This is a genomic window from Pseudoalteromonas sp. CO325X (assembly GCF_004208955.1).
GTDB classification, from domain to species: domain Bacteria; phylum Pseudomonadota; class Gammaproteobacteria; order Enterobacterales; family Alteromonadaceae; genus Pseudoalteromonas; species Pseudoalteromonas ruthenica.
The window spans coordinates 26827-44479 of the sequence record NZ_SGPG01000025.1 but is presented as its reverse complement, the minus strand read 5'-3'; the positions used below and the strand labels follow the sequence as shown (position 1 = coordinate 44479).

Sequence of the window (17653 nt, the reverse complement as noted above, 5' to 3'; positions counted from 1 at the left end):
GGAAGCTTTGCTCCCGTTCAGGGCTGCGCATTCTACGCTTTCCTGATTTTGTGTCAACACTTAATTTTAAGTTTTTTTAATTCGCTTTAAACTAAGTTTTATTTGACTCACCTGACTCATTGAAGTGCTTGTTTGTAAGCAGTCCGCCGTGTCGGTGGATGCGCATTATAGGGAGATCGAAAATGAGATCAACACTTTTTTTTAAAGATCTTTTCTGATCGCTCAATTTAGCAACAAAAATGTGTTTTTTGCTCATTTTTAATACATCTATACTGAGCTTGAGCAATAAAACCCGAAGTTTCCCTCTTTACTTGTTGCTATGTGTTGTAATGTCGTTAAGATAACACACTGCATTTTGTTAATTTTATGTTTATTCTATGTATATTTGGTAGATCACAATGACGTCACCTAATTTAAAAGCAATTATAATCTCAGTTTCTATCGCTGTTCTGGGTTTTCTTATACTGCAATTTGCAGTTCCTCAGTTGCAGCTTTCACCAGCCGTTACATTTGCGCTAGGCGCTATATTGGCGGGTTTCGCTCCCTTAGCTTTCAACCAGTCACCGCAGCATGATGCGGTAGATGCCGATGTAACCGATACGAAAACACTCTATGTTGGTAACTTACCCTACCGTGCAAACGAGCATATGGTTAAGGAGTTATTTGAGCAACATGGCACTGTTTTCAGTGTTCGATTACTCAAAGATAAACACACAGGCAAGCGCCGAGGTTTTGGTTTTGTCGAAGTCGCATTGAAAGATGCGGATAAGATAATTGATAAACTGAATGACAATGAGTACCAAGAACGGACTCTGAAAGTTAGAGAAGCGAAGCAAAAGCAAGAAGGCAACGCATAAAAAAAGAGGGCTTAGCCCTCTTTTTTATATTCCATCACCATCTATATGCAAACCACATTCTCGATTAAGGCCAAAGAAGCGCGTTTCCTCTTCGCTCATACCCGGCTCGAGTTTACGAGTAGTATGCACATCCCCCATCGAAACATAGCCTTGCTCCCACAAAGGGTGATACGGCAGATCATGTTTAGTTAGATACTGGTATACATCACGGTTCGTCCACTCCAATATAGGATAAACCTTGACCGTACCGCGACTAATTTCAACCACATTTTTGTCCTGGCGAGTGCTCGACTGCTGACGACGTAAGCCACTGAACCACGTACCTACTTCCAGCTCGTTCAATGCTCTGGTCATGGGCTCAACTTTGTTGATCTGGTTATAAAGCTTAATGCCAGCCTCTCCCTGCTCCCACAACTTACCATACTTAGCTTCTTGCCATGCGGGACTGATAGCTGCTTTATAGACTTTTAGATTAAGCTGTAAGCGCTCAGTCATCTGCTCTATAAACTGGTAGGTTTCTGGAAATAAGTACCCTGTATCAGTCAGCACTACGGGAATGTCGTGCTTTTGCGCCGTTAGCATATGCAGCATCACCGCCGCTTGAATACCAAAGCTGGAGGACAGCATGGGTGTGCTTGGCAAGTTATCCAGCGCCCATGCAACACGTTGCTCTGGGGTTTTGTCCGCAAGTATTCCGTTTATATCGGTTAGCAAGCTTTGTTGCTGCTCTTTTTCAAGCGTTAAAATGTGCTTAAAATCACTCATGACTTGTCCTCATTCCCGCACTTAGTTATGCGTGGAAATCTGTCTTTGATACTTTGACTTCAGTAACGATGCCTTGGCGAATAACAAAATCACCAAACCCTTCGTCTTGCTCGCGTTCATTGGCCCAACGACCGATTAGCTCGTCTAGGGCTTCTAAGTAAGTCTCTTCGCCAACATTTTCGAGATACAACTTAGGAATACGTGTTCCTTCTCGGTTGCCCCCGAGATAGAAGTTATACTTACCCGGCCCTTTACCCACTAAACCAGCCTCGGCGAGCATGGCTCGACCACAACCATTGGGGCAACCAACCACGCGCAAAATAATGTGCTCATCGGCAACATTGTGCTTGGCTAGTAAGGCTTCCGTTTTTTCGATTAAACTCGGTAAATAACGTTCAGCTTCTGCCATCGCCAACGGACATGTGGGCAATGACACACAGGCCATAGACGCTTTGCGCTGCTCACTATCGCCGTCATCTATCAGGCCATGCTCGCGCGCCAGCTGTTCTATTGTGGCCTTTTGCTGTGCAGGCACACCGGCGATGATAAGGTTCTGGTTTGCAGTCATGCGGAAATCACCTTGGTGGATTTCAGCAATTTTTCGGCATCCTGTTTTTAAAGGCTTACCTGGAAAATCTAGGATACGGCCATTTTGAATAAACAAAGTAAGATGGTGTTTACCATCGATGCCCTCAACCCAACCAAAACGGTCACCACGATGAGTAAACTCATAGTCACGACTTGGTTCAAACTTGACGCCAGCGCGCTTTTCAACTTCCGCTTTAAAGGCATCGCTACCAAAGGTGTCTAAGGTGTATTTCGTTTTCGCGTTTTTACGGTTTACGCGGTTACCCCAGTCACGTTGTACTGATACCACATGCTCAGCAATCGCTAAGGTGTGTTCTAAAGGCACAAAACCAAAGTCGTCTGCTTTACGCGGATAGGTATTCACGTCACCATGAGTCATGGCTAAGCCACCGCCCACAAGTACGTTGAAACCAATAAGCTTGCCATTTTCAGCAATCGCTACAAAGTTCAAATCATTGGCATGTACATCCACTTCATTATTCGGTGGAATAGTGACCGTCGTCTTAAACTTACGCGGTAGATAAGTAGACCCCAAAATAGGCTCTTCATCTGTACTCTCTGACTTTTCACCATTAAGCCAAATTTCCGCGTATGCTCGGGTCTTCGGCAACAAATGCTCAGAAATCTTCGCAGCCCACTGATAAGCCTCTTGATGTAGCTCAGACTCTACTGGGTTTGTGGTACACAACACATTACGGTTCACATCACCCGCAGTAGCGATAGAATCGATACCGACACTGTTGAGCATCTGGTGCATATCTTTGATGTTAGGTTTGAGCACGCCGTGAAACTGGAAGGTCTGCCGCGTCGTCAAACGGATACTGCCGTACATGGTTTTTTCATCAGCAAACTTGTCGATGGCCAACCACTGTTGTGGCTTGATAATACCGCCTGGCATCCGCGCCCGTAGCATCACATTGTGCAGAGGCTCTAGCTTTTGTTTTGCCCGCTCTGGGCGAATATCGCGATCATCCTGCTGATACATGCCGTGAAAACGGATCAACTGGAAGTTATCAGCGTTAAAACCACCGGTGATCTGATCCTTAAGATCAGTTTCAATGGTGCCACGCAAAAAGTTACTTTGCGTTTTAAGACGCTCGTTGTCAGCAAACTTCGCCTCGGGGTCATGCTTGCTATTTGGCTTGTAGTCGCTCATATCAATTCCTACATTATTTGCGCTGACGGAGTGCGCTTAATAAACATCTTTTTGGTAACGGTTGGCGCTGCGTAAATCTTTAATGTACTGCTCAGCACTTTCGTCGTCTTTGTTGCCATGAGTTTTCACAACATCAATTAAAGCTTGATGAACATCTTTGGCCATACGGTTCGCATCACCACACACATACAGGTGAGCTCCTTGCTCTAGCCATGCGAAGAGTTGTTCACCTTGCTCACGCAGACGATCTTGGACATACACTTTTTCAGCCTGATCGCGACTCCAGGCAACATCAATGTTAGTGAGTAAACCCGATTTTAAATAACCCTGAATTTCGGTTTGATACAGAAAGTCTTGCGTAAAGTGTGGGTTACCAAAGAAGAGCCAGTTTTTGCCCTGTGCGTCACGGGCTTCACGCTCTTGTAAAAACGCTCTAAATGGCGCGATACCGGTTCCTGGACCAATCATAATGACTGGCGTGTTATCATCGCTTGGCAAACGGAAGTTATCATTGTGCTCAGTGAATACGCGAACTTCACTGCCTTCTTCTGCAACACGACATAAGTAACCTGAACAGCCGCCTAGGTGGTTCTCACCAAAGGCGTCAAACTCAACGACACCAACGGTAAGGTGTACTTCGTCCTCAACCTCGCTTTGGCTCGAAGCAATGGAATACAAACGCGGCTGCACCTTGCGCAAGCAATCAACCAACTCTTGAGCACCAATTTGTGCCGGATGCTGGAAAATCACATCAAACGTTTGTCGCGCTTCAATGTATTCACGCATCGCCGCTTTATCTTCGATAAGGGCTAATAGCTCTGGTGTGTTAGTAGCTAAGGCATACTTTTCCACAAACCCTGGGTAAGACTGAGTGAGTTCTAACTTCTCTATTAACGCATCACGTAGGGTGAGACTCTCATCACCGAGCGTTATTTGCGTAGTACCATCCAGCTGCAAGAGTGATAATACCTTGTCGACCTTGCTTTGCTCATTTAAGAAGTACACACCTAATGAATCACCTGGAGTGTAGGTAATATCCGACCCCTCTAAGGAGATCTCGATATGACGCACATCTTTGCTCGAATCACGGCCGGTAATTTTCTGCACCGTCAGTAGTTCAGCTACAAAGGGGTTTTTCTTGTTGTACTGACTTGCCGCTGGGCTCGCAGCGCCAAATGGCATGCTCACCACATTTGCCTCGCCGCCTTGTTGCGCTTTCAGCTCAGGCTCAAATGCATCTAGGGCTCCAGCAATCCAGCTCTCGCTTTGATCTTCATAGTCAACGTCTAGATCAGCGCGTTGGTAAATGCTTTGCGCCCCGAGCTTAACTAAGCGCTCTTCAAAATCTTTCGCCGTTTGACAGAAGAACTCATAGCTTGAGTCGCCTAAACCAAGGACCGCTATTTTAACATCATCGAGCTTTGGCGCTTTTTTGGTGGTTAAAAATTCATGTAAGGCCTCAGCATCTTCTGGCGGCTCGCCTTCACCATAGGTAGAAACCACGATGCTAATAAATTTTTCTTTCTTTAATGCTGTAGGCTTGTAGTCCGCCATACTAACTAGTTTCGCGGCTAATCCTCTGCTTTGGGCTTGCTCTTTAAGTTGTGTGGCCACAGCTTTCGCGTTACCCGTTTGCGACCCGTAAAGGATCGTTAAAGCAGCAGCCTCAGTGGCAGCGGGCGCACTCACAGCTCCACCAGCCAAGGCTGCAGTATTTGCATTGGCAGCGAGATAACCACTGACCCACGCCTGCTGAATTGGATTAAGTTCAGCCACCAAACCTTGGAGCTTCTGCACCTGTTCAGGTGTAAGCGGGCTTGCAGCCGCATGCAGCTGGTTTAACAACATTTTAATTCCTCTGACCCATGAAAAACGCCACCATTTAAGTTTGCGGTGGCTGATTAAATTCGTACTACGTTGGCAACCCAAGTCACTTTTTTGGGTTTTTGTTAGCGTGAAGCATACCTATGAGCGACGCTTGGAAAAAAGAATAGAATCTGCTTTGTTATTCCATTTGGTTATGAAATTAGAATTTATCCAACAAAAACAATTTAACGGATCAGCGACTATAGTTACCCTGTGTCACTTTGGGGTAATACTCCTTCGGCACAATTTATAACCAAAAGAATCAACAGGTATAACAATGAGAAATTTTTCACACAACATCGTGGCGCTCACGCTACTATCAACGGCTAGTTTCGCTGCTCAAGCTCAGGTATTGGACAATGGTGGGTTTGAGGCTTGGAACGCGAATGTTCCTTCCGGGTGGAGCACGATCGATACTGGTATTGAAGTGAGTCAAGAATCTGCCAATATATATGCTGGCAGCTATGGCGCCAAGGTGCGCGTAACCACTGGCTCACAAAGCAGTACGGATCTACGACAAAGCATTGACGTAAGTGCCGGCCAGCAATATCAATTTGCCGTTTGGGTTAAACATACCGAAGGCAACGTGCGTGCACGGCTGTACGTTGATGGCTATCAAAACTACTCTAATCCAGCCCAAATAAATCAATGGCAACAGTTAAGCTATACCTATACTGCTACTAGCAGTGGTCAGATAGAGGTTGGCCTACGCTTTTATGATGTCAGTGGCTTTGATGGCAGTGAAGTGGTTTATATCGACGAATTTACTCCGAGCAACGGCCACAGTGAGCCACCAACAGGCTCTTGCAGTGAGCACACTGTCACCTTAACTCTGCACACCGATAACTATGGCAGTGAAACGAGCTGGGAGCTGAGCCAACAAGGGGGCAACGTCGCCAATGGCAGCGGCTACCAATCTAACCAAGAATACAATGAAGACATGTGCTTGGCCGATGGTGACTATACCTTCACCATTTTTGATAGCTATGGCGATGGGATGTGTTGTGGACAAGGCTCTGGCTCTTACGAATTAAGTAATGGCAGCACCGTACTAGCCAGTGGCGGGCAATTCACCTATTCGCAAGCCACATCGTTTACCCTCGGCGACAGCGACCCAGTAGAGCCCCCTCCAGTCGACGGTTACTATAGCTCAGCTTCAGGGTTAAGCGGATATGCCTTAAAAACCGAACTACATAACCTCATCAGTAACCATGCCAATCAGGGTTATGGTGCCATTTGGGGTTTCTATGATCAGTACGCTCGAGACAGCTACTATGAGAATGACAACAGTATTCTCGATCGCTACTCAGAGCGTCCTTTAAGCACTGACTCACACAGCTTCATTAGCATCAACGACCAATGTGGCAGCTACAGTCGAGAGGGTGATTGCTACAACCGCGAGCATAGCTTTCCAAAGAGCTGGTTCGGTGGCAAGGTTGAGCCCATGAACTCAGACGTACACCATATTTTCGCATCTGATGGCTATGTAAATGCCAAACGTGGAAGTTATCCTTTTGGCGAGGTCGGCAGTGCTAGCTACACTTCCAGCAACGGTTCAAAATTAGGCGCCGCGCGCAGTGGCTTAGGTTACAGTGGCACGGTGTTTGAGCCAATTGATGAATTCAAGGGCGACTTTGCACGTGCCCACTTTTACATGGCAACACGCTATCAAGACCGTATTGCCGGCTGGAAGAACAATTCGACCTATGGCAGTGCCGTGCTTGATGGCAGCAGCAATCAAGTATTCAGCTCATGGGCACTGACGATGTTATTGCAGTGGCATCAGCAAGACCCAGTCTCTCAAGCAGAAATAGACCGCAATAACGGTGCTTACAACCATCAAGGCAATCGTAACCCTTATATCGATCATCCCGAGTTTGCAGCCCTGATTTGGCAATAGTCGTTCACAACTAAAAAGGCGCCAATTGGCGCCTTTTTACAATTTAAATAACTTTAATCTTGTTCTAAGCCGTACAGCGTAATCTCAATACCTGCACCAATAGCAGAAATACGAAGTAAAGTGTCGGCGCTAATGGCTTCATTAAAACATTTAGGCGAGTGACCAGAACTAAAGCCCAAATCAAACGTACGACGCGAGCAGCTCAGCCATTGTTTAAGTCCGGCTTTAGAACATGACTCAATCAGCTCGCACAATTCATTGATGGCTTTATCTGGGCTCGGGCTATCGACGTTGGCCTCAATACGCGCGAGCTGGCGTGTTTCGTCTTTATCATAGTGCAAAACAATGGCGCTTTTGTCTAAATCAGCGACTAGCGCGCTAATATCATGTTGTGACTCCAGCTCAAGATCCACATTAAGAAATTGAATATCTGCCATGCACCGTTCCTATTATCCACGCACTAGTTATTAACTGCGTCATTGTGTCACATTGACCGCCAATAACAAGAGCGTAAACTGAGTTACACCTGCCACAAAGACAACAACAATATGAATAAACGTCTTTTCAAGCATAGCCGAACATTACACAAATGGGCTGGATACGTACTTGTGTTGCAATTATTTGCTTGGCTCATGGGTGGCCTTGTGATGAGCGCACTACCACTCGACAAGGTACATGGTAAGCATTTGGCAAAGCGCACGCTAGAGAACCCCTTTTCCAGTAGCGACTATACCGCCTCCTTGGATAACATTCGCATGCAGATGCCCTCACTGAGGCAGCTACAATTTACTCACCGCCTCAATCAACCAATCATTATCGCGGCAGAGGGCAAGCAAGAGCATGCTTTTCACGCCCAAACGGGTCAGCTAGCTGCGGCTCTTAACCAAGAGCAGGCTGAGCGTATTGCCTATAACCATTATCTTGGTGAGGGTAAGGTTAGCCTCGCAGAGCACCTTATCACTGGGCCACAGGAGGTCGGTTACCGTCAAGATGTGTGGCGTATCGAGTTCGATGACTGGTGTGCAACAACGCTATATTTAGACGCCCACAGTGGCCAGTTCATTACTGTACGCTCAACTATTTGGCGCATTTTCGATTTCTTCTGGATGCTGCACATTATGGATTACCAAGAGCGCAAAGATTTCAACAACCCGCTGCTGATAAGCTTTGCAGCTGCCTCTGTATTATTTGCTATCACAGGAGGTGTGTTGTTGCTGCAAAACCCACCTTGGCGACGGCGGAAAAAGCGCAGCTAATGCCTAAAGGGCGATGCCTCAAAGGTGAGCACACCGCCATTGCTATTTACGAAAGTGTTGCTTCAATAATTGCGCGAAGGCTTGGACCTTAGCACTGCGATGCACTTGATGGTGAGTCACCAGCCAAATATCACTGTGCCAGCTTAACTCACTGCCAAGCACAGGCTTTAGCTGTGGGTATAAAGCTGCCACTTCTTTTTGCATCCCGCCAATCCCTAGGCCGCTGGCAATCGCCCGATTGGCATCAGACGTTTCTGACACCCGCAAGGTGATCTGCTCACCCGGTATATGCTCATCCACCCAAGCAAAATAAGGGACTCGACTATTGAACCCGGCCACACCAGATATGAAATGATGCTGTTGCAACTGGGCCATGGACTGTGGTTCACCGGTGCGAGCCAAATAACGTTCATGAGCGTACAATCCTGCCTCGATAGTACTGAGGTGTTGGGCAATATAATCGCCCTCATCTGGGCGCGGACCAGCACGCACAGCAATGTGTGCTTGGCCATGATCGAGGCGCAAGCGCTTTTGATCCAACAGCACTTCTAATTGCACCTGGGGGTGCAGTGTTTGAAACTGCTCACATACCGGCGCCAACACATCGATAAAGCCGCTTACTGTTGTTAGCAGTAACGAGCCAGACAAAGTCGTGTCTGCAGCCATAATATCGTTGTGTAATAACTCTAACTGCTCGTTGATTTGCTCTGCACTTGCAAACAGTTTGGCACCGGTTTCTGTCATGGAGTAACCTCGAGCATGACGGTGAAACAATCGCGCATTCAAACTTTGCTCGAGATGATTAATGCGTCTTAGCACTGTGCTATGGTGCACACCTAAGGCTTCGGCCGCTGAGGTAAGAGTCCCTCTTCTGGCAACTTCAAATGCTACTTTGATATCCTGCCAGTCGTTAAATTCTATCGCCATGGTTGCATTCTCTGTGTATATACGCACATAAGCTTTGCGTTTTTTGCGCTTTTTTGCAAGTCTGATTTTGGCTAAAGTACGTACTAACACAGACCAACTGACAGCATTAGGATATTCACTATGGCAACAGCAAAAATTATCGCCCTCGCAGGCAGCCTTCGTAAAAATAGTTTCAATCAGGCAGTGATCAATCATGCCGCAAAATTGGCGCAACAGCAGGGCAGCGAAGTCGAAGTAATTTCTTTGGCGGAGTTAAACTTGCCCATGTTTGATGAAGACATTGAAGCACAAGGTGTACCAAGCAGTGCGCAACAACTAAAAGATAAATTGCGTTCAGCGGATGCTATTTTACTTGCTAGCCCGGAATACAATGGCTCAATCACAGCGGTATTAAAAAACGCCATAGACTGGGCATCACGTACTAAAGCCGGTGCGACGCCCGCATTTCGTAACAAGGTGGTAGCGTTATTCGCAGCGTCTCCTGGCGGACTCGGTGGCCTACGCGGCTTAAATCACGTGCGTGACATCCTCAGTGGCATTGGCGCATTAGTGCTTGGTGACCAACTCGCTATTGCTGGTATCCACGGCTTTGTCAACGACCAAGGAGAGCTGACCGACAGCGCCACCAGCGAGAAAATAGCCGGGCTTACGTCACAACTTATCGACGTAACGTCTAAGTTGAAAAGCTAAAAAGCTGCCGGCGATAGCGATATAGCGCAATGACGTTGCTGCTTACAAACAAGCCCTCAAGTAACGCAGCCATGGGGGAGCCTGCAGCAACGCCATACGCTAGCCAACAACCACTACCCAAGAGCATCAGTAAACGCATCGTCAATTGCCGGCGCTGAAATGCAGCGCAGGTTTGTATACAACTTCCCGCCAAAGCCCACAGCGAAATAGGCGACTGCCATACAAATAAAGTTGTCAGTATCGACAGAGCCATAAATATCACCATTAGCCGCCGCTGTTGATAATGAATACTGAGCGCAAAGCGCAAAGACGCCAGCAGCATCAGGATGGCGCCGCTGTACTGAGTTAATAAAACATAATGGCCACTGGTCAGAGCCGTAGATAGCACCAGGCATATTAGGACACTACGCCTTTGTGGTAATTGAAACGATACTAAATCGCAGACAATTGCGATAGCAACCAGTAGCTGAGATAACCAAAACCAATCCATACTCCCTCCACTGCCGGAGTATGCCGAGTATAGGCTGGGGCCGCCTTAACCTTTGTTAATTCAATCCTAAACGAGCGCGTATCCGCGACAGACTCACGGCACTAATCCCTAAATATTTGGCCACTTGTGTAAGCGATAATTGCGCCAACCAGTGTGGTCGGTGGGTTAATAAAAACTGGTAACGCTGCTGTGGACTTTGCAGCAACAGGAAGGCTTCTTTAGACTCTTTAAATAATACTTGTTGCTGTAGCAAAGCCATAGTTAATGAGTGCCACCGAGGCTGTGCCAGCTCAGCCAGGGGCACACGCAACAAGCAGCTGGGTTTGAGTACCTCTAAACTGTAGTTTGCAGGTTGTTGAGTGATCCAGGCACTGTATATAAAGGCCAATTCACCCTGAAAATAGAACTCTTTATAATGCTGTTGTCCTTGCTCATCGAGACACGCGGCAACTAACACCCCGGATTGTACAAAGTATGCATAATTCTGTAGTTGTTGCTGTTCGAGCAATACATCATGAGTGTTCATCTCTAAACTTTTGATAGCATTACTGTGAGCGAGTAACTGTTGCAGTTGCTCACTCACAACTTGACTGGCCTGCCCTAATTGCTGATAAGCCAAGACACAAGCCTCTGCAACTGGTTAACTTTGCACATTTGTCGCTGCCAACTTTGCTTGGATAAAATCATTATGAGTTACATAGAGTAAATCAGCTACACGGCGAATAACATGCTCTTCATGCTTATCTAATTGACCATCTGCATAGGCCAATCGCCATAACAACTCGATAATCTCAATACGCTCCTGTGCATTGGTATTGTCATTTATCTGCTTAGAAAAACGGAAGTAATCAATGGCTTCATCAAGGTCTTGACTGGCCGCTGTGATTAAGTTGTTTACTTCTTCCTCGCCTAAATCAAAGTATTTCTGCAACAGCACGACCATGGCTTTGCGCTCATCTTCTTGTAGTTCGCTATCGGCACGCATCACCTCAACCAGTAGCGCTGCGACTGAGGTTTTAAAATCAGGCGAGTCATCTTGCTGTGGCTGTGACTGTAAAGAATTAAAGAACCGTTTTAAATTATTGAGCATGGCACGCCTCCCGCTTGGTGTTACACTCACTGTAAAGGATACTCCCAGTACACACAACAAGGGTTGTTTATGTCGTCATATCGCTATGCTTTTCTGCTTTTCATGGTCGCAATGAACTGGGGATGTAGTTACACTCCTGCGCCTATTGGTGAGCAAGAAAAGTTCTATGACTTTGATAATAAAGTGCATTACTACCAAACTAGGTTAAGTAAAAAGCGCTATCGTCTGGAAGTGGTTGAGGATGGCTACCAACAGTTCGCCAACCAGAGTGTGTTTTTATTACGTCACAGTGCTCAGTTGTGTAACGATTCCACCTTCTCTTTGCGCATTACCCAAGGTGTGCAAGACTATGAACGCTTCCCTACTCACCCACGAGGTTATGAGCCCAACTTGGTTGCTGAGCTCATTTGTGAGTAGCCCTGCGCAATTAGTCTTTATATCCCCAAGGGGCTTTTGGCGGGGTAATGGGCTGGGTCAAATCAAAATCAACGCGAAACTCTCGTCCCTGGCGCACTAGCCGATAAGTAAATTGCTCTGGGTAAATATACATTTGCCAAGTATTACCCACTGATTGCGGGATCCCTTGCTGTACAAATAACTCTTTAGAGTACTGATCGGCCGGGAATGACTGCATGGTGGCATAACCGGCATCCACGGTATGACCGCCGTACATAGTGGAGACGTCATCGCTGCCATCCTTATGGCGATGGTCATGCTTTAAGCTTAAACCACTGCCCGTTTTAGTAATAATCCAGGTGCGCGAGGCATCATCACCGACATGAAACGGCACTTGTAACTCGCGCTCTGTACAACGGCGCACGTGCATAACCAGCTTTGCTTCGCTGAAGCTACTTGGTCCAGCGTTATCAACCGTCACCTTTCCTTGATACGCTTTACCACAATGCGCTTTGATATTATTAAAAAATGCATCGTGGGAAGGGATTGAGACCAAAGGCGCAGGGCGCGCTTGCGCACCAGTGGCAACAGCGCCTATCACAGATAACGCCGCACACGTAATCGCTAATTTCATGCTGAGTTCCAAGTAAAGTAAAAGCGCCAATATAGCGCTTTCACTGTTGCTTTCCTACTTTTTACGTTGAAGTACTAGCGGCCACTCACTGCCAGGGGCGCTGCGCCTTTAGTTGCTGTTCAAAGGCATCAATTTGAGCATTGTATTGCTCAGTCACACCGATAAAATCCAGGCCACTTAACAACCGCTCTTTCACGTCTGCACGCACCGAGAAAGTAATCGGTGCAAAGCGTGAACTGCGCAGCTGCTGATTCGCCAAGTCCACCTCAATATGCAGTGCTTGCTCAGACTCACACAGTGCAAATAAGGCATCCAGCTGCGCGCTCGCCAAGGCGATAGTCAACATTTGGTTATTAGCACAGTTATTAAAGAAGATATCAGCAAAGCTCTCGGCAATGATCACCGAAAACCCATATTGCTTCAGTGCCCAGGGGGCGTGCTCCCGTGACGAACCACAGCCAAAATTATCACGGCTAAGAAGAATACTGGCCCCTTGGTATTGCGGGTAATTAAGCACAAACTCTGGATCGGGTTGGCCATCGCCAAGGTAACGCCAATCATAAAACAAGGCTTTATCGAACCCATCTCGACTGGTGGAGGTTAAAAATTGCTTGGGGATAATCTGGTCGGTGTCGACATTATTCTTATCCAACGGGGCCACTAGCCCCTGATGAAAACAGCTCATTGTGCCTCTCCTTGAATATCAGTAAAGCGCCCAGTTATTGCGGCCGCAGCGGCCATCGCCGGACTCACCAAGTGGGTGCGCCCGCCCCGCCCTTGGCGTCCTTCAAAATTGCGGTTGGAGGTCGACGCACAACGCTTGCCCGGAGCGAGTCGGTCATCATTCATAGCTAAACACATGGAGCATCCAGGCTCTCGCCATTCAAAGCCTGCGGCTTTGAAAATATCCGCCAAGCCTTCTTCCTCAGCCTGCTGTTTTACCAGTCCTGAGCCGGGCACAATTAATGCTTCTATGTCTTTGGCTACCTGCTTACCGGCGACCACCGCAGCGGCCGCGCGCAAGTCCTCAATGCGGCTGTTGGTGCATGAGCCAATAAACACCGTATCGACACAGATATCACTGATCTTTTGCCCAGGTCGCAAATCCATATACTTTAAGGCACTGCGAATAGCATCAGCCTTTATCAAATCCGTTTCTTTATCCGGATCGGGAATAACCTCATCCACGCCCAGCACTTGCTCTGGACTGGTACCCCAGGTGACTTGTGGCTGCACCTGCTGAGCATCAATGTCAATGATCTTATCGAAGTGCGCGTCAGCATCTGAGTGCAATGTGCGCCAATAGGCAACGGCCTTGTCAAAGTCTTCACCTTGCGGGGCAAAAGGCCGCCCTTTAATATACTCATAGGTGGTTTCATCGGGGGCAATAAGTCCTGCTTTGGCCCCCATTTCAATGCTCATATTGCACAGCGTCATACGCGATTCCATCGACAAAGCGCTAATTGCCTCGCCACAGAACTCGGCAACATAACCGGTGCCGCCCGCCGTTCCTAACTGGCCGATTATGGCCATAATTAAGTCTTTCGCTGTTGCCGTGCTTCGCAGCTTGCCATGAACGTGAATTTTTAACGACTTCGCCTTTTTTTGCTGCAATGTCTGGGTGGCAAGCACGTGCTCAACCTCGGACGTGCCAATACCGTGAGCCAACGCCCCAAACGCACCATGCGTGGAGGTATGGCTATCACCACAGACAATGGTGGTCCCGGGCAGCGTGATCCCCTGCTCGGGACCCATCACATGTACAATGCCCTGGTTAATGGAGTTGAGATCGTACAATCTAATGCCGAATTCATCACAATTTGCCTGCAATGCCAGTAACTGGTTACGCGAGACAGTACTTGCGGCATCCAAAGAGCGAGATTTGGTCGAGACGTTGTGATCCATGGTTGCGAAAGTTTTCTCTGGACAACGTACAGTGCGATTTTTCTCGCGCAACCCGGCAAAGGCTTGAGGTGAGGTGACCTCATGCACTAGATGACGGTCTATGTACAGTAAGTCGGTTTGTTCATTTAGACTGGCGACGCAATGAGCCTGCCAAATTTTATCGTATAACGTGTATGCCACTTGCTACATCCTTTTACTTGTTAAATGCGCTCAACGATGGCTGCCGCTACATCGCGCGTGGTATAGCCCGCATCGGGAAAGATATCTGGCGTGCCAACCCCTGCAGCTACAGCTTCGGCTACGGCTTTCTCAATACGCCGTGCAGCCTCGTCTTGCGCTAATGAGTAGCGCAACATCAATGCCGCACTAAGTATTTGCGCAATGGGATTAGCGACCCCTTTACCGGCAATATCTGGTGCCGAGCCGCCGGCAGGTTCATATAAACCGAAGCCGGATTGATTAAGACTAGCCGAGGGCAACAGCCCCATAGAGCCGGTGATCATGGCGCACTCATCGGACAAAATATCGCCAAACAAGTTGTCACACAGCAGCACGTCAAACTGGCTCGGCTGCTTCACGAGCTGCATCGCGGCATTATCAATGTAGATATGATCAAGCGTGACATCGGGGTAGTCTTTACTTACGTCATTCACTACCTCTCGCCACAACACACTGGTAGCCAAGACATTGGCCTTATCCACCGAAGTAACATGATTATGGCGCAGCCGCGCCGCTTCAAAAGCAAACCGAGCGATGCGCTCAATTTCACTACGAGCATAGGTTTGCGTATCAAACGCAGCTTCGTGCTGCCCTTCACCACTGCGTCCTTTCTCTCCGAAATAAATCCCCCCTGTTAACTCGCGTACGCAGAGTATATCGAAGCCGTGAGCGCTAATATCTTGGCGCAGCGGAGAGGAGGTGCTCAGCGCAGGCAATAATTGCGCCGGGCGTAAATTACAAAATAACCCGAAGTGCTTGCGTAGCGGCAATAATGACGCCCGCTCTGGCTGTTGCTCAGGAGGGAGGTTTTCCCATTTTGGTCCCCCTACGGCGCCAAACAGTATTGCGTCAGCGGTTTCACATGCCGCCAGCGTTTGCTCCGGCAGCGCTACACCAAACTCATCAATGGCGCCGCCGCCGACGGCGTGATGATGCAGGTTGAGGCTAAAGCCAAATTCGCGACTGCAGGCCGCTAATACCATTTCTGCTGCGGCCATCACTTCTGGACCAATGCCATCGCCGGGTAATACGGCGATACTGTAACTGTTTTGACTCATCCTGCTTTCCTTTGTTGCTGCTTTAAGCTCGACACTTGCTGTGCTCGATGAATAATGTTGTAAACGCGGATCATGGCACGTACCGACGCTTCGACGATGTCGGCGGCAAGCCCCGCGCCGTGATAGGTACGCCCCTGATATTGGGCAATAATGTCAACCTGGCCTAAAGAGCTAGCTCCTTGCCCGGTGGCATCTAAGTTGTATTCAATCACCTCCACCGCCATGCCGGTTAGTCGGGCTATGGCAGCAAAAGACGCTTCTACCGGGCCGTTACCCGTGGCCGCTTCTTGACGCTGTTCACCAGCAATGCTCAAGCCGATGGTCGAACTGGCGACTGATTGTGAGTTCGACGCGGAATTAACAAACTGCAACTGGTAATAATCGTCTTTATCGGTGATTTGATTGAAATAAATAATGGCTTCAAGGTCGTAGTCGTATACCGTGCCTTTTTGATCGGCTAACTCCAAAAAGCTGGCGTATAAGCTATCCATATCGTAGTCACCGCCTTGATAACCTAGTTCACTCAAGCGATGTTCAATAACATGGCGGCCTGAGCGTGAGGTCATATTCAGTTGATTATTGGGCACTCCAACACTCTCTGGCGACATGATTTCATAGGTATTTTGCGCCTTGAGTACACCGTCTTGGTGAATACCTGAGCTGTGGGCAAAAGCATTTTCGCCGACAATGGCCTTGTTCGGCTGTACTGGCATATTGCAGATCTTAGCGACCTGGCGCGACGTCCGATATATCTCCTCACTGCGAATATCGCTGTGCACTTGCAGATGGTCTTGGCGCATTTTCATGATCATCGCCACTTCCTCTAACGAGCAATTTCCAGCGCGCTCACCAATGCCATTAATGGTGCATTCGATTTGTCGTGCTCCCGCTTGCACAGCGGCAATAGAGTTGGCTACCGCTAAGCCTAAATCATTATGGCAATGCACACTTAAGCGCGCTTGATCAATATTGCTGACATGCACTTTGAGATAACGGATCATGGCCGCGTATTCATCTGGAGTAACATAGCCGACCGTGTCAGGCAGATTGATGGTGCTGGCGCCAGCGGCAATGGCGCGCTCAACGACATAACATAAATCATCATGGGGGGTGCGCCCGGCATCTTCGCAGGAAAACTCAACGTCATCGGTGTATTGGCGGGCTTGGCTAATTGCTTGCACCGCCATGTCGGTGGCCTCGGCGAGCGTCATGCGTAGCTTATGTTCCAGGTGCAGTGGACTGGTGGCGATGAAGGTATGTATGCGGGCCCGCTGCGCGCCCTTGAGCGCCTCCCCGCATGCTTCAATGTCTTTGCTCACTGCTCGTGCTAAGCCACAAATAATGGGCCCTTGCACCTCATTAGCAATACGCTGGACAGCACGGAAATCAGCAGGGCTGGACACCGGGAAACCAACTTCCATCACATCCACGTTAAGACGACTGATTGCATGAGCCAGTTGCAGTTTGTCGTCTTCCGTCAAACTTGCTTTCAATGCTTGCTCACCATCGCGAAGGGTGGTGTCAAATATCCATACCTTGTCTTGCATACTCAGTCCTCTAAAAGATTACCGCCGGAAATAAAAAACCCCGCTCGGGAGGGCGGGGTTATGTTCGTTTCGTATTACTAACAATCAATACATCACGCCCCGCTAAAGCTCACAAGGAGTAGCAGGTTTAGGAGCAATGTAATGAATTGATTGGTGCGCATAATTGAGCATCGCTGTTAGTAAGATGGGCTATTTTTTAACACTAAGAGAACAGCGGGGCAAGCATAAATATTCCAAAAAAACCGGTTAAAACCCGCAACTAAAGAAATATAAATCCAACAAAAACAGACAAACTGAATTAATATAACA

General features: G+C 48.0%; 18 protein-coding genes. 5 read left to right on the top strand and 13 right to left on the bottom strand.

From position 1 onward, the window contains the following. The first annotated feature begins 398 nt into the window (after nt 1-398). Nucleotides 399-857 (top strand): RNA-binding protein, encoded by a 459-nt coding sequence (locus tag EXT46_RS14065; protein WP_045979511.1) that lies wholly within the window; start codon nt 399-401, stop codon nt 855-857. 24 nt (nt 858-881) lie between these two features. On the opposite strand, the gene EXT46_RS14060 is transcribed toward EXT46_RS14065, so the two are convergent. The 3 genes from EXT46_RS14060 to EXT46_RS14050 are packed head-to-tail and all read right to left on the bottom strand — an operon-like array spanning nt 882 to nt 5214. Continuing rightward, a complete protein-coding gene (locus tag EXT46_RS14060; protein ID WP_045979512.1) occupies nt 882-1622 on the bottom strand; it encodes a phosphoadenylyl-sulfate reductase in 741 nt (246 codons plus the stop codon). A gap of 25 nt (nt 1623-1647) precedes the next feature. Beyond that, nucleotides 1648-3366: an assimilatory sulfite reductase (NADPH) hemoprotein subunit gene (gene cysI, locus EXT46_RS14055; RefSeq protein ID WP_022946132.1), complete on the bottom strand. Its 1719-nt coding sequence runs from the start codon at nt 3364-3366 to the stop codon at nt 1648-1650. A gap of 36 nt (nt 3367-3402) precedes the next feature. Then, on the bottom strand, nt 3403-5214 hold the full coding sequence (locus tag EXT46_RS14050) for an assimilatory sulfite reductase (NADPH) flavoprotein subunit (RefSeq protein ID WP_130147999.1): 1812 nt from the start codon (nt 5212-5214) through the stop codon (nt 3403-3405). Between the two features lie 295 nt (nt 5215-5509). Here EXT46_RS14050 and EXT46_RS14045 point away from each other — a divergent pair, with 295 nt between their 5' ends. Continuing rightward, the gene (locus tag EXT46_RS14045; RefSeq protein WP_130147997.1) at nt 5510-7132 is read left to right on the top strand and encodes an endonuclease; all 1623 of its coding nucleotides are present in this window, start codon (nt 5510-5512) and stop codon (nt 7130-7132) included. 53 nt (nt 7133-7185) lie between these two features. Here EXT46_RS14045 and EXT46_RS14040 read toward each other — a convergent pair whose 3' ends face one another. Next, nucleotides 7186-7569: a hypothetical protein gene (locus tag EXT46_RS14040; protein WP_022946129.1), complete on the bottom strand. Its 384-nt coding sequence runs from the start codon at nt 7567-7569 to the stop codon at nt 7186-7188. Between the two features lie 111 nt (nt 7570-7680). Here EXT46_RS14040 and EXT46_RS14035 point away from each other — a divergent pair, with 111 nt between their 5' ends. After that, nucleotides 7681-8388 carry a hypothetical protein gene (locus tag EXT46_RS14035; protein ID WP_130147995.1) on the top strand — a complete coding sequence of 236 codons (708 nt, stop codon included), beginning with the start codon at nt 7681-7683 and terminating at the stop codon, nt 8386-8388. Between the two features lie 42 nt (nt 8389-8430). On the opposite strand, the gene EXT46_RS14030 is transcribed toward EXT46_RS14035, so the two are convergent. Beyond that, nucleotides 8431-9315 (bottom strand): LysR family transcriptional regulator, encoded by an 885-nt coding sequence (locus EXT46_RS14030; RefSeq protein ID WP_026111280.1) that lies wholly within the window; start codon nt 9313-9315, stop codon nt 8431-8433. Nucleotides 9316-9435: 120 nt separating this feature from the next. Here EXT46_RS14030 and EXT46_RS14025 point away from each other — a divergent pair, with 120 nt between their 5' ends. Next, nucleotides 9436-10005, top strand: a complete 570-nt coding sequence (locus EXT46_RS14025; RefSeq protein ID WP_130147993.1) for an NAD(P)H-dependent oxidoreductase — start codon at nt 9436-9438, stop codon at nt 10003-10005. Here the strand turns inward: EXT46_RS14025 and EXT46_RS14020 are convergent. From EXT46_RS14020 to EXT46_RS14010, 3 genes are read right to left on the bottom strand one after another with little or no spacing between them, the layout of a single operon-like run. Continuing rightward, nucleotides 9989-10495 (bottom strand): YgjV family protein, encoded by a 507-nt coding sequence (locus tag EXT46_RS14020; protein ID WP_130147991.1) that lies wholly within the window; start codon nt 10493-10495, stop codon nt 9989-9991. The two genes, EXT46_RS14025 and EXT46_RS14020, sit on opposite strands and share 17 nt — an antisense overlap. Nucleotides 10496-10550: 55 nt before the next feature. Beyond that, nucleotides 10551-11114: a Crp/Fnr family transcriptional regulator gene (locus tag EXT46_RS14015; protein ID WP_240701143.1), complete on the bottom strand. Its 564-nt coding sequence runs from the start codon at nt 11112-11114 to the stop codon at nt 10551-10553. Nucleotides 11115-11135: 21 nt separating this feature from the next. Beyond that, nucleotides 11136-11585, bottom strand: coding sequence for a TerB family tellurite resistance protein (locus EXT46_RS14010; RefSeq protein WP_022946123.1), 450 nt, complete (start codon nt 11583-11585; stop codon nt 11136-11138). Between the two features lie 69 nt (nt 11586-11654). Here EXT46_RS14010 and EXT46_RS14005 point away from each other — a divergent pair, with 69 nt between their 5' ends. After that, complete coding sequence (locus EXT46_RS14005) at nt 11655-12002, top strand: hypothetical protein (RefSeq protein WP_130147989.1); 348 nt, start codon at nt 11655-11657, stop codon at nt 12000-12002. A gap of 10 nt (nt 12003-12012) precedes the next feature. Here the strand turns inward: EXT46_RS14005 and EXT46_RS14000 are convergent, their stop codons facing one another. The 5 genes from EXT46_RS14000 to leuA all read right to left on the bottom strand — a co-directional run bounded on the left by EXT46_RS14000 (nt 12013) and on the right by leuA (nt 17344). Continuing rightward, nucleotides 12013-12615, bottom strand: a complete 603-nt coding sequence (locus EXT46_RS14000) for a hypothetical protein (RefSeq protein ID WP_022946121.1) — start codon at nt 12613-12615, stop codon at nt 12013-12015. A gap of 85 nt (nt 12616-12700) precedes the next feature. Beyond that, entirely contained in the window at nt 12701-13300 is a 600-nt protein-coding gene (gene leuD, locus EXT46_RS13995) for a 3-isopropylmalate dehydratase small subunit (RefSeq protein WP_045979521.1), read from the bottom strand. Continuing rightward, nucleotides 13297-14700, bottom strand: coding sequence for a 3-isopropylmalate dehydratase large subunit (gene leuC, locus EXT46_RS13990; protein WP_130147987.1), 1404 nt, complete (start codon nt 14698-14700; stop codon nt 13297-13299). The genes leuD and leuC overlap by 4 nt, the downstream gene beginning before the upstream one ends. A gap of 20 nt (nt 14701-14720) precedes the next feature. Next, nucleotides 14721-15797 carry a 3-isopropylmalate dehydrogenase gene (gene leuB / locus EXT46_RS13985; protein ID WP_022945941.1) on the bottom strand — a complete coding sequence of 359 codons (1077 nt, stop codon included), beginning with the start codon at nt 15795-15797 and terminating at the stop codon, nt 14721-14723. After that, nucleotides 15794-17344, bottom strand: coding sequence for a 2-isopropylmalate synthase (gene leuA / locus EXT46_RS13980; RefSeq protein WP_130147985.1), 1551 nt, complete (start codon nt 17342-17344; stop codon nt 15794-15796). Before leuA ends, leuB begins: the two co-directional genes overlap by 4 nt. Nucleotides 17345-17653: the final 309 nt, after the last annotated feature.

Coding starts and splice junctions, on each gene's coding strand:
- EXT46_RS14065 (WP_045979511.1), top strand. CDS start 399: ATGACGTCACCTAATTTAAAAGCAATTATAATCTCAGTTTCTATCGCT.
- EXT46_RS14060 (WP_045979512.1), bottom strand. CDS start 1,622: ATGAGTGATTTTAAGCACATTTTAACGCTTGAAAAAGAGCAGCAACAA.
- cysI (WP_022946132.1), bottom strand. CDS start 3,366: ATGAGCGACTACAAGCCAAATAGCAAGCATGACCCCGAGGCGAAGTTT.
- EXT46_RS14050 (WP_130147999.1), bottom strand. CDS start 5,214: ATGTTGTTAAACCAGCTGCATGCGGCTGCAAGCCCGCTTACACCTGAA.
- EXT46_RS14045 (WP_130147997.1), top strand. CDS start 5,510: ATGAGAAATTTTTCACACAACATCGTGGCGCTCACGCTACTATCAACG.
- EXT46_RS14040 (WP_022946129.1), bottom strand. CDS start 7,569: ATGGCAGATATTCAATTTCTTAATGTGGATCTTGAGCTGGAGTCACAA.
- EXT46_RS14035 (WP_130147995.1), top strand. CDS start 7,681: ATGAATAAACGTCTTTTCAAGCATAGCCGAACATTACACAAATGGGCT.
- EXT46_RS14030 (WP_026111280.1), bottom strand. CDS start 9,315: ATGGCGATAGAATTTAACGACTGGCAGGATATCAAAGTAGCATTTGAA.
- EXT46_RS14025 (WP_130147993.1), top strand. CDS start 9,436: ATGGCAACAGCAAAAATTATCGCCCTCGCAGGCAGCCTTCGTAAAAAT.
- EXT46_RS14020 (WP_130147991.1), bottom strand. CDS start 10,495: ATGGATTGGTTTTGGTTATCTCAGCTACTGGTTGCTATCGCAATTGTC.
- EXT46_RS14010 (WP_022946123.1), bottom strand. CDS start 11,585: ATGCTCAATAATTTAAAACGGTTCTTTAATTCTTTACAGTCACAGCCA.
- EXT46_RS14005 (WP_130147989.1), top strand. CDS start 11,655: ATGTCGTCATATCGCTATGCTTTTCTGCTTTTCATGGTCGCAATGAAC.
- EXT46_RS14000 (WP_022946121.1), bottom strand. CDS start 12,615: ATGAAATTAGCGATTACGTGTGCGGCGTTATCTGTGATAGGCGCTGTT.
- leuD (WP_045979521.1), bottom strand. CDS start 13,300: ATGAGCTGTTTTCATCAGGGGCTAGTGGCCCCGTTGGATAAGAATAAT.
- leuB (WP_022945941.1), bottom strand. CDS start 15,797: ATGAGTCAAAACAGTTACAGTATCGCCGTATTACCCGGCGATGGCATT.
- leuA (WP_130147985.1), bottom strand. CDS start 17,344: ATGCAAGACAAGGTATGGATATTTGACACCACCCTTCGCGATGGTGAG.